General features: G+C 54.5%; 13 protein-coding genes. 9 read left to right on the forward strand and 4 right to left on the reverse strand.

Annotation, left to right across the window (positions count from 1 at the left end; genetic code table 11):
- Positions 1 to 3: 3 nt before the first annotated feature.
- The 3 genes from tamA to L2097_RS15190 are packed head-to-tail and all read left to right on the forward strand — an operon-like array spanning position 4 to position 5,857.
- Positions 4 to 1,737 (forward strand): autotransporter assembly complex protein TamA, encoded by a 1,734-nt coding sequence (gene tamA, locus L2097_RS15180; protein WP_250353207.1) that lies wholly within the window; start codon positions 4 to 6, stop codon positions 1,735 to 1,737.
- On the forward strand, positions 1,734 to 5,510 hold the full coding sequence (tamB, locus tag L2097_RS15185) for an autotransporter assembly complex protein TamB (protein ID WP_250353208.1): 3,777 nt from the start codon (positions 1,734 to 1,736) through the stop codon (positions 5,508 to 5,510). The genes tamA and tamB overlap by 4 nt, the downstream gene beginning before the upstream one ends.
- Positions 5,511 to 5,512: 2 nt before the next feature.
- Positions 5,513 to 5,857 carry a gamma-glutamylcyclotransferase family protein gene (locus L2097_RS15190; RefSeq protein WP_047372053.1) on the forward strand — a complete coding sequence of 115 codons (345 nt, stop codon included), beginning with the start codon at positions 5,513 to 5,515 and terminating at the stop codon, positions 5,855 to 5,857.
- Between the two features lie 48 nt (positions 5,858 to 5,905).
- On the opposite strand, the gene bla is transcribed toward L2097_RS15190, so the two are convergent.
- The 3 genes from bla to ppa all read right to left on the reverse strand — a co-directional run bounded on the left by bla (position 5,906) and on the right by ppa (position 9,311).
- The gene (bla, locus tag L2097_RS15195; protein WP_284454034.1) at positions 5,906 to 6,760 is read right to left on the reverse strand and encodes a class A beta-lactamase; all 855 of its coding nucleotides are present in this window, start codon (positions 6,758 to 6,760) and stop codon (positions 5,906 to 5,908) included.
- A gap of 175 nt (positions 6,761 to 6,935) precedes the next feature.
- Positions 6,936 to 8,519, reverse strand: a complete 1,584-nt coding sequence (locus L2097_RS15200) for a methyl-accepting chemotaxis protein (RefSeq protein WP_047372052.1) — start codon at positions 8,517 to 8,519, stop codon at positions 6,936 to 6,938.
- Between the two features lie 261 nt (positions 8,520 to 8,780).
- Positions 8,781 to 9,311 carry an inorganic diphosphatase gene (gene ppa, locus L2097_RS15205; protein ID WP_039077764.1) on the reverse strand — a complete coding sequence of 177 codons (531 nt, stop codon included), beginning with the start codon at positions 9,309 to 9,311 and terminating at the stop codon, positions 8,781 to 8,783.
- Positions 9,312 to 9,713: 402 nt separating this feature from the next.
- On the opposite strand from ppa, the gene ytfQ reads away from it, so the two are divergent.
- From ytfQ to L2097_RS15235, 6 genes are all read left to right on the forward strand, one after another.
- Positions 9,714 to 10,670: a galactofuranose ABC transporter substrate-binding protein YtfQ gene (gene ytfQ, locus L2097_RS15210; protein ID WP_047372051.1), complete on the forward strand. Its 957-nt coding sequence runs from the start codon at positions 9,714 to 9,716 to the stop codon at positions 10,668 to 10,670.
- Positions 10,671 to 10,802: 132 nt separating this feature from the next.
- The gene (gene ytfR / locus L2097_RS15215) at positions 10,803 to 12,305 is read left to right on the forward strand and encodes a galactofuranose ABC transporter, ATP-binding protein YtfR (protein ID WP_085005201.1); all 1,503 of its coding nucleotides are present in this window, start codon (positions 10,803 to 10,805) and stop codon (positions 12,303 to 12,305) included.
- 10 nt (positions 12,306 to 12,315) lie between these two features.
- Positions 12,316 to 13,341 (forward strand): galactofuranose ABC transporter, ATP-binding protein YtfT, encoded by a 1,026-nt coding sequence (gene ytfT, locus L2097_RS15220; RefSeq protein ID WP_103245020.1) that lies wholly within the window; start codon positions 12,316 to 12,318, stop codon positions 13,339 to 13,341.
- On the forward strand, positions 13,328 to 14,329 hold the full coding sequence (gene yjfF / locus L2097_RS15225; RefSeq protein ID WP_250353209.1) for a galactofuranose ABC transporter, permease protein YjfF: 1,002 nt from the start codon (positions 13,328 to 13,330) through the stop codon (positions 14,327 to 14,329). Before ytfT ends, yjfF begins: the two co-directional genes overlap by 14 nt.
- A 108-nt stretch (positions 14,330 to 14,437) precedes the next feature.
- Positions 14,438 to 16,003, forward strand: a complete 1,566-nt coding sequence (locus L2097_RS15230) for a methyl-accepting chemotaxis protein (RefSeq protein WP_047372047.1) — start codon at positions 14,438 to 14,440, stop codon at positions 16,001 to 16,003.
- Positions 16,004 to 16,056: 53 nt separating this feature from the next.
- Positions 16,057 to 16,578 carry a DUF2569 domain-containing protein gene (locus L2097_RS15235; protein ID WP_052958912.1) on the forward strand — a complete coding sequence of 174 codons (522 nt, stop codon included), beginning with the start codon at positions 16,057 to 16,059 and terminating at the stop codon, positions 16,576 to 16,578.
- Positions 16,579 to 16,664: 86 nt separating this feature from the next.
- Here the strand turns inward: L2097_RS15235 and fbp are convergent, their stop codons facing one another.
- Complete coding sequence (gene fbp, locus L2097_RS15240; RefSeq protein ID WP_250353210.1) at positions 16,665 to 17,663, reverse strand: class 1 fructose-bisphosphatase; 999 nt, start codon at positions 17,661 to 17,663, stop codon at positions 16,665 to 16,667.
- Positions 17,664 to 17,803: the final 140 nt, after the last annotated feature.

Here is a 17,803-nt window from a genome sequence, read left to right on the forward strand (position 1 = left end):
AACGTGCCAAAAATCCGTATTTTATGTTTTGCCGGTTTGTTGCTGGCAAGCCATAGCGCCATGTCGGCAAATGTCCGATTGCAACTGGAAGGGTTGACCGGAGCGTTGCAGAAAAATGTTCGCGCTCAGCTTTCCACCATCCAGAGCGATGAAGTGACGCCGGACAAGCGATTTCAGGCGCGTGTCGATGATGCTATCCGTGAAGGGCTAAAAGCGCTGGGATATTACGAACCCGCTATTGAGTTCGAGCTCCGCCCGCCGCCAGCGAAAGGACGTCAGGTGTTGATTGCCCGTGTCTCACCAGGGGAACCGGTACGCATCGGCGGCACGGATGTGATCCTGCGCGGCGGTGCGCGTACCGATGAAGATTATATTGCATTACTGAAAAATCGTCCGGAAAAAGGCACGGTGTTAAACCACGGTGATTACGACGGTTTTAAGAAATCACTCACCCGTGTCGCTCTGCGCAAAGGTTATTTCGATAGCCACTACAATCACAGCCAGCTTGGTATCGCGCTTGACCGGCACCAGGCATTCTGGGATATCGATTATGACAGCGGCCAGCGCTACCGTTTCGGCGATGTGACGTTCGAAGGTTCGCAAATCCGCGAAGAGTATCTGCAAAATCTGGTGCCGTTTAAAAAGGGCGATTACTACCAGACCAAAGATCTGGCGGAACTTAATCGTCGTCTGTCGGCCACCGGCTGGTTTAACTCGGTGGTGGTGGCGCCGGAGTTTGATCAAGCCAGAGAAAGCAAGGTCTTACCTTTAAAAGGCGTCGTCGCGCCACGCATTGAAAACACCATTGAGACCGGGGTCGGGTATTCAACCGATGTGGGTCCGCGCGTGAAGGCCACATGGAAAAAGCCGTGGATAAACTCCTATGGACACAGCTTTACCACCACAGCCAGCGTCTCCGCGCCGGAACAGCAACTGGATTTTAGCTACAAAGTCCCGCTACTCAAAAACCCGCTTGAGCAGTACTACCTGATACAGGGTGGGTTTAAGCGCACCGATTTAAATGATACCGAAGCGGACTCCACCACGCTGGCGGTGTCCCGTTACTGGGATCTCTCCAGCGGCTGGCAGCGCGCCATTAACCTGCGATGGAGTCTCGACCACTTTACTCAGGCGAGTGTGACTAACACCACCATGCTGCTTTATCCGGGGGTGATGATCAGCCGTACCCGTTCGCGCGGCGGCCTGATGCCGACCTGGGGTGATTCTCAGCGTTATTCCATCGATTACTCCAGTACAGCCTGGGGCTCGGATGTGGATTTTATCGTGATGCAGGCACAAAACGTCTGGATCCGCACGTTATATGACCGCCACCGTTTTGTGGCCCGTGGCAACCTGGGGTGGATTGAAACCGACGATTTTGACCGCGTACCGCCGGATTTACGCTTCTTCGCCGGGGGCGATCGCAGCATTCGCGGCTATAAATACAAATCTATCGCGCCGAAGGATGATGACGGCAAGCTGATCGGCGCCTCGAAAATGGCAACAGGATCGCTGGAATATCAATACAACGTAACGGGCAAATGGTGGGGCGCGGTCTTTGTCGACAGCGGCGAAGCGGTAAGCGATATCCGCCGTAGTGATTTCAAAACCGGTACGGGTGTCGGGGTTCGGTGGCAATCACCGGTTGGCCCGATCAAACTCGATCTGGCCGTTCCGGTCGGAGATAAAGACGAGCATGGATTACAGTTTTACATCGGTTTGGGGCCTGAATTATGAGTTTATGGAAGAAAATAAGCCTCGGCGTACTGGTGTTTATCCTGTTAGTGCTGGGGACGGTTATTTTTCTCGTCGGGACGACGAGCGGGTTACACCTGCTGTTTAAGGCCGCCAACCGTTGGGTGCCGGGTCTGGAGATCGGCCAGGTGACTGGCGGCTGGCGTGATTTATCGCTGAAAAACGTCCGCTACGATCAACCGGGTATTGCGGTGAATGCCGGCGAACTCCATCTGGCGGTTAAGCTGGGCTGTCTGCGAGACAGTAGCCTGTGCGTAAATGATATCTCGTTGAAAGATATCAATGTGGTCATCGATACCAAAAAGATGCCGCCTGCCACGCCGGTAAAAGAAGAGGATAACGGGCCGTTAAACCTTTCCACGCCGTATCCCATCACGCTAAGCCGGGTGGCGCTCAATAACGTCAATATCAACATTGATGACACGACTGTCTCGGTCATGAACTTCTCCTCCGCACTGAACTGGGAAGAGAAGAACCTGACCCTGAAACCGACCTCGCTGAGCGGCCTGCTGATTGCTCTGCCGAAAGTGGCTAAAGTGGCGCAGGAACAGGTCGTGGAACCGAAGGTTGACAATCCGAAACCGGATGAATTGCCGCTGGGCGAATCCCTAAAGCAGCTCTTCGCCAAACCGCTGCTGCCGCAGATGACCGACGTGCATCTGCCGCTCAATCTCAATATTGAAGAATTCCGGGGTGAGCAACTTCGCTTAACCGGCGACACAGATATCACCGTCAGCAATATGCTGCTCAAAGTGAGCAGCATTGACGGCAATATGAAACTTGATGCGCTCGACATCGATTCAAATCAGGGCACGCTTAATGCTACGGGCACGGCGACATTGCGGGATAACTGGCCGGTGGACATCACCCTCAACAGCATCCTGAATGTCGATCCGATGAAAGGCGAAAAGGTGAAGCTCAAAGTCGGCGGCGAGGTGCGCAAGCAACTGGAGTTTGGCGTCAACCTGTCTGGTCCGGTTGATGTGGTTCTGCGCGGGCAAACGCAGCTTGCCGAGGCGGGGCTGCCGCTCAATCTGGACATCACCAGTGAACAACTTTACTGGCCATTTACCGGCGAAAAGCAGTATCAGGCCGACGACCTTAAACTCAAGCTGACCGGCAAAATGACGGACTACACGCTGTCGTTTCGCACGGCAGTAAAAGGCAAGGATGTTCCGCCTGCCACCCTCACCCTGGATGGCAAAGGCAACGAGCAGCAGATCAATATCGACAAGCTGAGCGTGGCGGCGCTGGAAGGGAAAACTGAACTGAAAGCCTTGCTCGACTGGCAGAAGGCGATTAGCTGGCGTGGTGAGTTAACGCTGGACGGTATCAACACGGCGAAAACCTTCCCGGACTGGCCGGCAAAACTGAACGGGCTGGCGAAAATGCGCGGCAGTCTCTACGGCGGTAGCTGGCAGGTGGATATCCCTGAACTGAAACTGGCCGGCAACGTGAAGCAAAATAAAGTCAGCGTAGACGGGCAGCTTAAGGGCAACAGCTATATGCAGTGGATTATTCCGGGACTGCATCTGGAACTGGGACGCAACCAAGCCGACGTCAAAGGCGAACTGGGGGTGAAAGATCTTAACCTGGATGCCAACATTGACGCGCCAGGTCTGGATAACGCGCTGCCAGGACTGGGCGGTACCGCTAAAGGGCTGGTGAATATTCGCGGTACAGTCGATGCACCACAGGTGCTGGCGGATATCACCGCCAGCAATCTGCGCTGGCAGGAACTGCACATTGCCCGTGTGCTGGTGAAAGGGGATGTCAAATCAACCGATCAGCTTGCTGGCGTGCTGAATGTCCGGGTTGAGCGCCTTTCTCAGCCTGGAGTGAACGTCAGCCTGGCAACGCTCGCGGCTAAAGGCAGTGAAAAGCAGCACGAGCTTGAACTGCGGGTGCAGGGCGAGCCGGTAGCCGGGCAGCTAAAGCTGGCGGGGAGCTTCGATCGTAACGAGCAACGCTGGAAAGGCACACTTAGCGATACGCGATTCACGACGCCCGTAGGGCCTGTTGCCCTCAATCGCGCCATCGCGCTGGATTACCGCAATCAGGAACAGAAGATCAGTATTGGGCCACACTGCTGGACGAACCCAAATGCGGAACTTTGCGTGCCACAGACAATTGATGCCGGCGCGCAGGGGCGCGCAGTGGTCAATCTTAACCGCTTCGACCTGGCGATGTTGAAACCCTTTATGCCGGATGCCACCCAGGCCAGCGGCACATTCAGCGGTAAAGCTGACGTCTCGTGGGATGCCACCAAAGAAGGCTTGCCGCAGGGGGAAGTGACGCTGGCCGGGCGTAACGTCAAAGTGACCCAGGTCGTCAACGATGCACCGCTGCCGGTCGCCTTCGAAACGCTGAACCTCAACGCGAAGTTGCAAAATAACCGCGCGGATTTGGGTTGGCTGATCCGTCTGACCAATAACGGCCAGTTTGACGGTCAGGTGCAGGTCACCGATCCGCAGGGGCGGCGTAACCTTGGTGGTAACGTCAATATTCGCAATTTCTCGCTGGCGATGGCCAACGCCATCTTTACGCGCGGCGAGAAAGCGGCGGGTACGCTGAACGCCAATCTGCGGCTTGGCGGTAATCTGCAAAGCCCGCAGTTGTTCGGGCAGATGCAGCTTAACGGTGTGGATGTCGAAGGTAACTTCATGCCGTTCGATATGCAGCCCAGCCAACTGGCAATGAACTTCAATGGCACCACCTCGACCCTGCAAGGGGTCGTGCGTACCCGGCGTGGGCAGATTAACCTGAGCGGTGACGCAGACTGGAGCCAGATTAACAACTGGCGTGCCCGCGTGGCGGCGCAGGGGAGCAACGTGCGCATTACCGTACCGCCTATGGTACGCCTGGACGTTTCCCCTGATCTGGTGTTTGAGGCTACGCCGACCCTGTTTACACTTGATGGCCGGGTCGATGTACCCTGGGCGCGTATCGTCGTCCATGATTTGCCGGAAAGCGCAGTGGGCACCTCCAGTGATGAGGTGATGCTCAATGCGGATCTGAAACCGGAAAAACCGAAAAGCGCAGCGATTCCGATTAACAGTAATTTGATTGTGCATGTCGGCAATAATGTGCGGATGGATGCTTTCGGGCTGAAAGCGCGGCTGACCGGCGATCTGAAAGTGACTCAGGATCAGCAGGGACTTGGCCTTAACGGGCAAATCAATATCCCGGAAGGGCGCTACCACGCTTATGGCCAGGATTTGATTGTGCGTAAGGGGGAACTGATTTTCTCTGGCCCTGTCGATCAACCGTTGCTGAATATTGAGGCGATTCGTAACCCGGACGCCACCGAGAATGATGTGACGGCCGGGGTGCGGATTACCGGCACAGCGGATGAACCGAAAGCGGAGATCTTCTCCGACCCGGCGATGTCGCAGCAAGAGGCACTTTCTTACCTGCTTCGCGGGCAGGGTCTGGAGAGCGGACAAAGCGATAGCGCAGCAATGACTTCAGCCTTAGTAGGCCTGGGGGTTGCACAAAGTGGTCAGGTTGTGGGTAAAATCGGCGAGACGTTTGGCGTAAGCAATCTGGCGCTGGACACCGAAGGGGTGGGAGACTCTTCCCAGGTGGTGGTCAGCGGCTATGTACTGCCAGGTCTACAGGTAAAATATGGTGTGGGTATTTTTGACTCACTGGCGACTCTCACGTTACGTTATCGCCTGATGCCTAAGCTGTATCTGGAAGCGGTGTCTGGCTTAGATCAGGCACTTGATCTGCTCTATCAGTTTGAGTTTTAGCAATGCGAATATTTGTCTACGGCAGTTTACGACGCAAGCAAGGCAACAGCCACTGGATGACCAATGCTCAGTGGCTGGGCGATCATTGCGTTGAAGATTATCAACTCTACAGTCTGGGGCACTACCCTGGCGCTGTACCGGGTGATGGCAGTGTGCTGGGTGAAGTTTATCGCATTGATGCGGCAACGCTTGGCGAACTGGACGCGCTACGTACCGCTGGGGGCGAATATAAACGTCAGCTTATCCAGACGCCTTATGGCAGCGCCTGGATGTATGTGTACCAACGCTCGGTAGAGGGGAAAAAGTTTATCCCCACCGGCAACTGGTTAGACAGAGACCAGTATTAATACAAACACGCCACCTTCGGGTGGCGTTGTTTTTTCCAGGTAGCCCGACTACCAGTGCTTAATCAGCGAGTCGCCGATGTCGGCGATTTTTTTGTTTCGTTCATCCATGGTTGCCTTCGTCCCGGTAAGGTAGATAACGACGATGCGGGTCGGTTTACCGTCAGGCCCCAGTGCCGCAACGATGCCGCGTGAACCTCGTCCCCCCGTCCCCGTTTTATCGGCAATAAACCAGCCTGTCGGTATGACCGAGCGAATCAGCGGCCCACCGACTTTATCCGCTTCCATCCAGGCCATTAACTGCTGCTGTGATGCTGGCGTCAGTATCTTGCCAGTGAGGAGCTGGCGCAGCGTCTGAGCCATGGCCTCAGGCGTCGTCGTATCACGCTCATCGCCGGGCAACGCTTCATTCAACGCGGTTTCCCACCTGTCGAGACGGGTGACCCGATCGCCCGTTTTACGCAGGAAAGCCGTGAGCTCTGAGGGCCCACCGATCACAGACAGCAGCAGATTGCCCGCGGTGTTATCACTCATCGTGATGGCGGCGCTGCAAAGTTCGGCCATAGTCATCCCGTCGGTAAGATGTTTTTCCGTTACCGGTGAGTACTCGACCAGGTCCTGTTGGCGATACTGTATGCGACGGGCAAGCTGCTCCTGTCCGGCATCAACCCGTGCCAGGACCGCGCCGCACAGCAGGACTTTAAAAGTACTCATCATCGGGAAACGTTCCTGAGGACGATAGCTGCCCCGCATCTGGCCGCTGGCGAGATCCAGTTCGGCGTAGCCCACTCGCGCGTTAAGCTGGTCTTCGGCCTGTTTTACGCTTTCCTGCGTGGCCGGGTGAGCAAACGCAGGCAGGCAAAAGGCAGCCAGCAGGGATAAAAGGGGCAGACGAAACCGTGACATAGAGATACGCTTCCTTGTGGCTATTTCGGGGAGTCGAGCAATCAAACAACGGTATGGATTGTAGATGCATATGTTTATCAATGCGCGGGGGATGAGAGGAAAGATTCGCACAAACAACGAAGGCGGGGCGAAGCACAGCGCCATCCGAGTCTGGATCGAATGGCGCTGCTGATGATTATGCGGCGTTTTGCCGCAGTTTGAACTGACTAACGGCTTCTAACAGCTCTTCCGCCTGCCGCTGCATCTGATGCGCGGCAGCCGAGGATTGCTGCGACAACGTGGCGTTTTGCTGGGTCGCGGTATCCATATGCGTTACCGCCACGTTCACCTGATCGATACCGGTACTCTGCTCTTTGCTGGCGGTGGAAATGGATTCTACCAGCTCGCTCACCTGCTGCACGCTGCGCAAAATCTCGGTCATGGCGGAACCGGCGCTTTGAACCTGTTCGTTCCCTTCGGCGATACGATTAACGGAATTGTCGATCAGGTTACGAATATCCCGCGCCGCAGAGGCAGAACGCTGCGCCAGCGCGCGGACTTCGGCAGCAACCACGGCGAAACCACGGCCTTCGGTACCGGCGCGTGCGGCCTCAACGGCCGCATTCAGCGCCAGGATATTGGTCTGGAAGGCAATACTGTCAATCACGCCGATGATGTTATTTATCTGGCTGGAGAGCTGGTGGATATCGCTCATGGTTTGCACCACGCGCTCCACGGCTTGCCCGCCCTGGCCTGCAATAGTGAAAGCATCGCGGGCGATAGAGCTGGCAAAGCGGGAGTTCTCGGCGTTGCTTTTCACCACCGAGGTCAACTCTTCCATAGAGGCAGCCGTTTCTTCCAGAGCGCTGGCCTGTGCCTCGTTACGTGACGAGAGTTCACGGCTACCGGTGGCTATTTGCACCGATGCCGAGGCAATGGATTCCGTGCTGTGGCGAACACCGTGCACGATACGGGTCAGGTTACCGTTCATCTCCTGCAAGGCGTGCATCAGTTCGGCTGTCTCGTCGCGACCGGAAATGCTAAAGATTGTCTGCAAGTCACCGGAGGCCACCGTACGGGCAACGGTAACGGCCTGCGCCAGCGGATGGGTAATGCTGCGTACCAGCCACCAGGTGATAATCCCACCGGCCAGCATGGTCAGCGCCATGGCAATCAGCAACATCAGGCGGGTTTGCTGATATTGCGCCAGGTTGCGCGCGTCCGTTTCCACATGGATGGCACTGGCATGCTCCAGCGTACGAGCGACCACTTCGTCAATCATACGCGTCGGCTCGCGGTCAATGCCGGTCACCAGTTTGTCGACACGCTGAGCACTGGTTGGGTCGGCCAAATCGTATTGCTGTAATGCGCTCAGGTAATGCGCTTCGAGCTCAGCATGGAGCTTGCGAGTCTGTTCAACCTGGGCGTTATCCATCCCAAGCTGAGGCAACATAGCGCTCAGTTTTTCCAGCAATTGCTGTGTTTTTTGACTCTGAGAAACGAAAGCAGCTTTGTATTTGTCAAACGCCTCCTGTCCCTGAGCGCCGCGTAGCAGCGTGTTCTTCCACTCCTGAACCTGGATTTTGAACTGAACCTGGGCGTTACGCGCAGTATCAATGCTCTCGACGAGCACTTTCTCCGTTGCCATCATTTTTTGATTCTGCCCGAAGCTGTCACTGTTTATCGCCAGCCCGCGCAAGCCGATAAACAGCGTTGCCAGCAGTAACAGTGTTGCCATCAGGCCGAGTCGTTGCCCAATTGTGAAGTGATTAAGTTTCATGTTGTTCCCCGGTGGAATTAAAGATCACGGCCACAAAAGGGGTATCGACCCGTATGAGATGGACTTTACAGAGGGCGGATGGCGGTAGTGGGGCGGGTTTGGCTTATAGTGTTCAAACGTATGGGAAAAGATTTTTATGACATTTTTATGACACTTTAGGAAACGGGCCCTGAAAGGGCACGAAGAGAGAGGACAAAGGAAAAAGGCATAAAAAAACCCTGTCCGCAGCTATTCGCGTTCAGGGTTTTTCAGATAAACGGATTACTTCTTCGCAGCGCGCTCGAAGGAAGCAACGATTTCCGCTTTAGCAGCTTCAGCGTTGTCCCAACCGTCTACTTTCACCCATTTGCCTTTTTCGAGATCTTTGTAGTGCTCGAAGAAATGAGTGATCTGGGCTTTCAGCAGTTCCGGCAGGTCGTTCACATCTTTAATGTGATCGTACTCTTTGCTCAGTTTGGTGTGCGGTACAGCAACCAGTTTGGCATCTTCACCAGACTCGTCGGTCATTTTCAGTACGCCAACCGGGCGGCAGCGAATGACAGAACCGGGTTCCAGCGGGTACGGCGTTGGGACCAGCACGTCTACCGGGTCACCGTCCAGAGACAGGGTGTGGTTGATGTAGCCGTAGTTGCACGGATAGAACATCGCAGTGGACATGAAACGGTCAACGAACAGCGCGCCGCTGTCTTTATCGACTTCGTATTTGATCGGATCTGCGTTAGCCGGGATTTCGATAATAACGTAGATATCTTCTGGCAGATCTTTACCCGCCGGGACGTTGAGTAAGCTCATGTTTGTTTCCTTTAAAATGTGTGGCAAACAAGTGCCGGGTATTATAGCCAACTCATCGGGAATGTCTTTGCTTGTTTTACGTTGTGACACGCCAGGCCCACCGTTTTTTTTCTAAAAAAGTAGCTGAATTGTCCATAAAGATAGCTGCATCCTGAATAAAATTGTGAAAGCGATTACACTGAACAAAAGGGACGTGGCTTTGAATGAAAATTTGTGTCTTTTCAAAGCATGATGCAGAGGCGATCGACCTGTCTCTTTTCGCGCGCCAGATCCCAACTGACAACTAACAATTCATTCACTTTTCTGATTTGTGATGTAACGCATTCTGTTACATCTCTAATTGTCTATAGTTTTCCCCGCAGGCGAAGTTGTAGCCAACTATAACCCTACGAGGATACCCCTATGTGGAAGCGCTTACTTCTTGTCACAGCAGTTTCAGCAGCCATGTCGTCTATGGCGATGGCCGCCCCGTTAACCGTGGGATTTTCGCAGGTCGGATCTGAATCCGGCTGGCGAGCAGCCGAAACCAACGTCGCTAAAAGCGAAGCTCAAAAACGCGGTATTACCCTGAAAATCGCTGACGGTCAGCAAAAACAGGAAAACCAAATCAAAGCGGTGCGTTCGTTCATTGCCCAGGGCGTGGACGCCATCTTTATTGCACCTGTTGTCGCGACAGGCTGGGAACCGGTGCTGAAAGAAGCTAAAGATGCAAAAATCCCGGTGTTCCTGCTCGACCGTTCGATTGATGTGAAAGATAAATCCCTCTATATGACCACCGTGACCGCCAACAACGTTCTGGAAGGCCAGCTGATTGGTGACTGGCTGGTGAAAACCGTCGCGGGCAAACCGTGTAACGTGGTTGAACTGCAGGGCACCGTTGGCGCGAGCGTGGCGATTGACCGTAAGAAAGGCTTTGCCGAAGCCATTGCCAAAGCATCCAACATCAAAATTATCCGTTCTCAGTCCGGCGACTTTACCCGCAGCAAAGGGAAAGAGGTCATGGAAAGCTTTATCAAAGCTGAGAACAACGGCAAAAACATCTGCATGGTTTATGCCCATAACGATGACATGGTGATCGGTGCAATCCAGGCCATCAAAGAAGCAGGCCTGAAACCGGGCAAAGACATCCTGACGGGCTCCATTGACGGCGTGCCGGATATCTACAAAGCGATGATCGACGGCGAAGCGAATGCCAGCGTGGAACTGACGCCGAACATGGCCGGACCGGCGTTTGATGCGCTGGAGAAATTCAAAAAAGACGGCACCATGCCTGAGAAGCTGACCATCACCAAATCCACACTCTACCTGCCGGATACGGCGAAAGAAGAGTTAGAGAAAAAGAAAAACATGGGCTACTAAGCCGTTGATACCCTCACCTTAGCTCTCTTTGGAAGGCAGAGGGCGTAGTCAGGTGAGGGTGCGCTTGCTTGTTGACTCGATATATCCCCCTCTCCCCACTGGGGAGAGGGCAAGGGTGAGGGGGAGAACATAATGACCACCGAACAACACCAGGAGATCCTCCGTACTGAGGGGCTTTGCCAGTACTTCCCGGGCGTTAAAGCGCTGGATAACGTCAATTTCAGTCTGCGTCGGGGCGAAATCATGGCGTTACTCGGTGAAAACGGTGCGGGAAAATCCACGCTGATTAAAGCCTTAACGGGCGTCTACCATGCAAACAGCGGCACCATCTGGCTGGAAGGCAATGAAATCCGGCCTAAAAACACCGCTCATGCCCAGCAACTGGGCATCGGTACGGTGTATCAGGAAGTCAACCTGCTGCCGAACATGTCAGTCGCGGATAACCTGTTTATTGGACGCGAACCGCGTCGTTTCGGTTTTATATGCCGCAAAGAGATGGAAAGGCGCGCCACCGAGTTAATGGCGTCTTACGGCTTTTCCCTCGACGTGCGCGAGCCGCTCAATCGTTATTCCGTCGCCATGCAGCAGATTGTGGCGATTTGTCGTGCTATCGACCTTTCCGCGAAGGTACTGATTCTCGATGAACCCACCGCCAGCCTGGATACACAAGAAGTAGAAATGCTCTTCACCCTGATGCGCCAGCTACGGGCGCAAGGTGTTGCGCTGATTTTTGTGACTCACTTCCTTGACCAGGTTTACGAGGTAAGCGACCGCATCACCGTTCTGCGTAATGGCGGCTTTGTCGGCTGCCGCGAAACGCGAGAACTGCCGCAGATCGAGCTGGTAAAAATGATGCTGGGACGCGAACTGGACAATAACGCCCTGCAACGCGCGGGACGTACCCTGTTGAGCGAAAAACCCGTCGCGGCATTTAAAGATTTCGGTAAGAAAGGGTTGATAGCGCCGTTCGATCTGGAGGTTCGTCCAGGCGAGATCGTCGGGTTGGCGGGGCTCCTTGGTTCCGGACGTACCGAAACCGCCGAGGTGATTTTCGGTATTAAACCCGCCGATAGCGGCAGTGCGATGATCAAGGGTAAGCCGCAGACGCTGCGCTCACCGCATCAGGCCTCCTGCCTTGGCATCGGTTTTTGTCCTGAGGACCGTAAAACGGACGGCATTATTGCCGCCGCGTCCGTGCGGGAAAATATCGTTCTCGCGTTGCAGGCGCAGCGCGGCTGGCTACGGCCGATTCCCCGGCGCGATCAGAACGCCATCGCTGAGCGCTTTATCCGCCAGTTGGGGATCCGGACGCCGAGTGCGGAACAGCCGATTGAGTTTCTCTCCGGCGGCAACCAGCAGAAGGTGCTCCTTTCCCGTTGGCTGCTGACCAAACCACAGTTCCTGATCCTCGATGAGCCAACGCGTGGCATCGACGTCGGGGCGCATGCGGAAATCATCCGCCTGATTGAAACGTTGTGCGCGGACGGCCTGGCGCTACTGGTTATCTCTTCGGAACTGGAAGAGCTGGTGGGCTACGCTGACCGGGTAATTATCATGCGCGATCGCAAGCAAATAGCGGAAATCCCGCTGGCAGAGCTCTCGGTCCCGGCGATCATGAATGCCATTGCGGCATAAGGAGTACTGTGTGATGCCTCAATCACTCCCGCAAACCGGGCAGCCGAAGCGCCGCTTTAAGTGGCCCACCGGGACGCCACAAATACTGGCGCTGATTCTGGTTCTTGTGGTGGATAGCCTGGTGGCGCCCCATTTCTTCCAGATTGTTTTACAGGATGGACGCCTGTTCGGCAGTCCGATTGATATTCTCAACCGCGCCGCGCCCGTGGCGTTACTGGCTATCGGCATGACGCTGGTGATCGCGACCGGGGGGATCGATCTTTCCGTCGGCGCGGTAATGGCCATCGCCGGGGCGACCGCCGCCTCAATGACCGTGGCCGGATATGGCTTGCCGATAGTGCTGCTTGCCGCGCTGGGGACGGGGATCCTCGCCGGTCTGTGGAATGGCGTTCTGGTCGCGATTTTGAAGATCCAGCCGTTCGTCGCCACGCTGATTTTGATGGTGGCCGGGCGTGGGGTGGCGCAACTGATTACCTCCGGGCAAATCGTCACGTTTAACGCGCCAAATCTGGCCTGGATTGGCAGCGGTAAGCTGCTCCTGTTCCCGACGCCGGTCATTATTGCACTGGCCACACTGGTTATCTTCTGGCTGTTTACCCGTAAAACGGCGCTGGGCATGTTTATTGAAGCGGTGGGGATTAATATCCGCGCGGCGAAAAATGCCGGGGTCAATACCCGCACCGTAGTGATGCTGGCCTATGTGCTAAGCGGCGTGTGTGCGGCTATTGCCGGGGTGATTGTGGCGGCGGATATCCGCGGGGCTGATGCCAACAACGCCGGGCTATGGCTGGAGCTGGATGCCATCCTCGCGGTGGTAATTGGCGGCGCATCGCTAATGGGCGGACGCTTCAACCTTGTGCTGTCGGTGGTAGGGGCACTGATTATTCAGGGCATGAATACAGGGATTTTGCTCTCCGGCTTCCAGCCAGAGCTTAACCAGGTGGTGAAAGCGGTGGTGGTGCTGTGCGTACTGATTGTTCAGTCGCCGCGCTTTATCGCACTGATTAAAGGAGCGCGCGGTCATGATAAAACGTAATTTACCGCTGATGATCACCCTGGGGGTTTTTATCCTTGGGTATCTCTACTGTCTGACGCAGTTTCCGGGCTTTGCGTCTACACGTGTCATCTGCAACATCCTGACCGATAACGCCTTCCTGGGGATTATCGCCGTCGGTATGACCTTTGTGATCTTGTCCGGCGGGATAGACCTTTCCGTGGGATCAGTCATCGCCTTCACGGGGGTGTTTTTGGCGAAAGCCATCGGCTTCTGGGGGATATCGCCGCTGGTTGCCTTCCCGCTGGTGTTGGTGATGGGTTGTGCGTTTGGCGCGTTTATGGGGCTTTTGATCGACGCGCTGAAAATCCCGGCGTTCATCATTACCCTGGCCGGAATGTTCTTTTTACGCGGTGTCAGTTATCTGGTTTCCGAAGAGTCGATCCCGATTAACCATCCGGTCTATGACATTTTGTCCGGGCTGTCATGGCTGATTCCCGGCGGTGGACGTCTGAGCGCCATGGGGCTGCTGATGTTAGGGGTGGTGATTATCGGTATTTTCCTTGCCCACCGTACCCGTTTTGGCAATGAAGTGTATGCAATTGGCGGCAGTGCAACATCGGCGAACCTGATGGGCATCTCAACGCGCAGTACCACCATTCGTATCTATATGCTCTCGACCGGGCTGGCGACGCTGGCAGGCATTGTCTTTTCTATTTACACCCAGGCGGGTTATGCGCTGGCCGGTGTCGGGGTTGAACTGGATGCTATTGCCTCGGTGGTGATTGGCGGTACCTTGCTGAGCGGCGGCGTGGGTACGGTACTGGGCACGCTATTCGGTGTCGCGATTCAGGGGCTGATCCAAACCTATATCAATTTTGACGGAACGCTGAGTTCCTGGTGGACTAAAATCGCGATCGGCATTTTATTGTTTATTTTTATCGCGTTACAACGTGGTCTTACGGTGCTGTGGGAGAATCGCCAGAGCTCGCCTGTTACACGTGTTAGCACAGCGGCAACAAGACAGTAACACATTGAAATAATTAAAAAGAAGTAAAGTTTTTCCGGTGGCGGTCGATAACCTGCCAATGAGGCTTATTTTACGCCTGAAAGAATCTCTGCTACCGGAAAAACTATCATGCTCAGAACGCTCTCGCTTCGTACTGGTTTGCTTTCCCTCCTCGCTATTATGACTTTCCTGCTGCTGGTGGTAAGCGGCATGGGAATTTATGCCCTCAGCAAAAGCTCATCTTCCCTGGAACGTATTAGCGTTCTGCAAGGCGAGAAAATGGCGCGCCTTAATGAAGGCTATACGCAAATCCTGCGCGCGCGTAATGAGTCGGGTCAGGCCGTTCGCATGATGGAGGTAGGCCTGCTTGCTGACGCAGGGAATGCGGTCAAAATCATTAATGGCGAAATCGAACAGGGAAATAAAGCGCTGGATAGCGTCATTAAAGCGGGCGTGGATGATGAACAGGGAGCCGCGCTGCTGACTCAGGTTGCGAAAAGCTACAAGGCATATCTCGATCAGGGTATCAAACCAATGCAGGCGGCGTTAAATCAACAAAGCGCCGATGCCTATTATGATCTGCTGGAGAGCAAATTAGTGCCGGTTTCTCGCCAGTTTGATAACGACATTCAGGCGTTCCTTTCCTGGGGAGAAAACCGCGGTAAAACCGAAGTCAGCGCCGTTCAGTCGAGCAAAAATTTTGTGATGATGCTGATTGTCGTTGTTGCGCTGGCGGCGGCGGGCATTATCGTGCTGGCCTGGCTGGCGCTGCGCCATATGCTACTGAAACCGCTTGATGCATCGATTGTGCAACTCGAACACGTTGCCGCCGGAGACCTGGCGTCGGTGAGCGTCAGTACCACCAGTAAAGAGTTTAACCGCCTGAATGCGGCGATTGAGAACATGCGTCACTCGTTGATCAGTTCCGTTACCCGCGTGCGTGATGCCAGCTCGCAAATCGATACCGGCAGCCGTGAATTATCGCTGGGTAACGTCGACCTGGCGCAGCGTACTGAATCAACGGCAACGTCGCTGGAACAGACCGCTGCCAGCATGGAAGAGATCACCGCCACGGTGAAACAGAATGCGGATAATGCCGACCAGGCGCATCAACTGGCGAAGTCGGTCTCTGATACTGCCGATCGCGGTAGTGAAATGGTCTGCTACGTTATTGAGAAGATGCGCGACATATCCGACAGTTCCAGCCGTATCGCCGACATTCTGAGCATGATTGACAGCATTGCCTTCCAGACTAACATTCTGGCGCTGAACGCCGCCGTTGAAGCGGCCCGTGCAGGTGAACAAGGACGCGGCTTTGCGGTAGTGGCAGGTGAAGTGCGTAACCTGGCGAGCCGCAGCGGCGATGCGGCCAAAGAGATCCGCCAGCTTATAAGTAGCTCGCAGGCGCATGTGTCAGAGGGTAGCGATCTGGCGATGCAGGCAGGCGAGACGATGGATGAGATTGCCTCGGAGGTTATGCGTATGACGAAGCTGATGCGTGAAATCGCCAGCGCGTCGCAGGAACAGAGCCGTGGCATTGAGCAGGTGAATATTGCTGTCAGCCAGATGGACGAAACGGCACAGCAAAACGCCTCGCTGGTGCAGCAATCTTCCGCCGCGACCCGCTCTCTGGAAGAGCAGTCCCGCGAATTGCTGGAAGCGATGGCCTCTTTCCGTTTGCAGCCAACTGCATAATAATTTGCCCTGCGCAGGTTCGCGCGGGGCTATTTTATACAGGGTAAGGATAGATGGACACACAGGAAGAGATCAGAAAACACATTTGTATTCAGTGCGATAACGAAGCGCTTAAAGGCGGCGATTACTGCGCGGCGTGTGAGGACAAAGCATTTAAGAAAATCGGTGGCTGGTTGTATCTTCCCGCGCTGGGGCTGCTTGTGGCGTTAGTGATGAGTATTTTTGCCATCAATAACACCGCGCGTGCGCTACTGGCATTCAGCAACAGTTTTACTACCACAGGCCTTGTGGTCATTTACTTTGAGCTCTTTGGTTTTATCGGACAGTTCCTGCTCACTATTTATGTCGGCAGTCTCTTTTTGCGCAAAAAGCGCCAGTTACCACTTACTTACATCATTTTTCTTCTTTACGGCGTGGTGTTTGTGGGTGTGGATTTATGGCTCGCGAACGCGCTGATGAACCTTCCGATTGGTTATGACGATATACGTTCTCTGATTCGCGCGATTGTCGCTTGCTGTATCTGGATACCCTATTTCCGGATGTCTGAACGTGTAAAACGGACTTTTGTGCATTAAGCAAAAGACCCGGATGCGGCATAAAGCCTTATCCGGGCTATTAACCCGTAGCCCCGGTAAGCGCAGCGCCACCGGGGAGTCAGATATTACGCGTCCGGGAACTCACGCATAAAGCGTTCGACGTCAACTACCATGTGTTCATTCCCGACGAAGAACGGGCGGCGCTGATGCAGGCTTTCCGGCACGATATCCAGAATACGGTTTTTACCGTCACTCGCTTTACCGCCAGCTTGTTCCGCCAGGAACGCCATCGGGTTGCACTCATACAGCAGACGCAGCTTCCCTTCCGGGTGGCTCGCAGTGCTCGGATACAAATAGATACCGCCTTTGAGCAGGTTTCGATGGAAATCCGCCACCAGTGAACCGATATAGCGCGTGGTGTACGGGCGCAGCGTGGACTTATCCTCTTCCTGACAGAATTTGAGGTACTTCTTCACGCCCTGCGGGAATTTGATGTAGTTGCCTTCGTTGATGGAGTACGTGTTTCCTTTTTCCGGGAAGCGCATACGCTCCTGGCACAGGCAGAACACACCCAGAGACGGGTCATAGGTGAAGGCATGAACGCCACAGCCAGTGGTGTACACCAGCATGGTGGACGAGCCGTAAACCACATAGCCCGCAGCAACTTGTTTACTACCCGGCTGCAGGAAATCTTCTTCGGTGACAGGCGTGCCTACCGGCGTAACACGGCGGTAGATAGAGAAGATGGTACCGACAGAAACGTTAACATCGATGTTACTGGAGCCGTCCAGTGGATCCATGAGCACAACATATTTCGCGTGTTCGCAGCCTTCGAAAACGACGATTTCGTCTTCTTCCTCAGAGGCAATACCCGCGACAATATCTCGCGCACGCAGCGCGGCTTTCAGTTTTTCATTGGCAAACAGGTCGAGTTTTTGTTGTACCTCGCCCTGGACGTTCTCGGCGCCACTGGCACCCAGGATATCAACCAGACCCGCTTTGTTGATATCACGATGGATGATTTTGGCACCCAGTTTTATTGCCGAGAGCAGTGCAGTCAGCTCACCGGTAGCATGAGAAAATTCATGCTGCTTTTCGACAATAAATTCACCTAACGTTTTCATACCCTGTCCCTACGTTTTATATGGAGTAATGTCACTGCAACAATATTAACAAAGATTCAAATGTTCGCGCACAGGTGAATCGCGCCAGCACAATACGGATTATCCTGAAATGCATTTCCGTCGTATGAGACAAGAGGGTA

Source organism: Citrobacter sp. MNAZ 1397 (assembly GCF_023613995.1).
Lineage (GTDB): Bacteria > Pseudomonadota > Gammaproteobacteria > Enterobacterales > Enterobacteriaceae > Phytobacter > Phytobacter ursingii.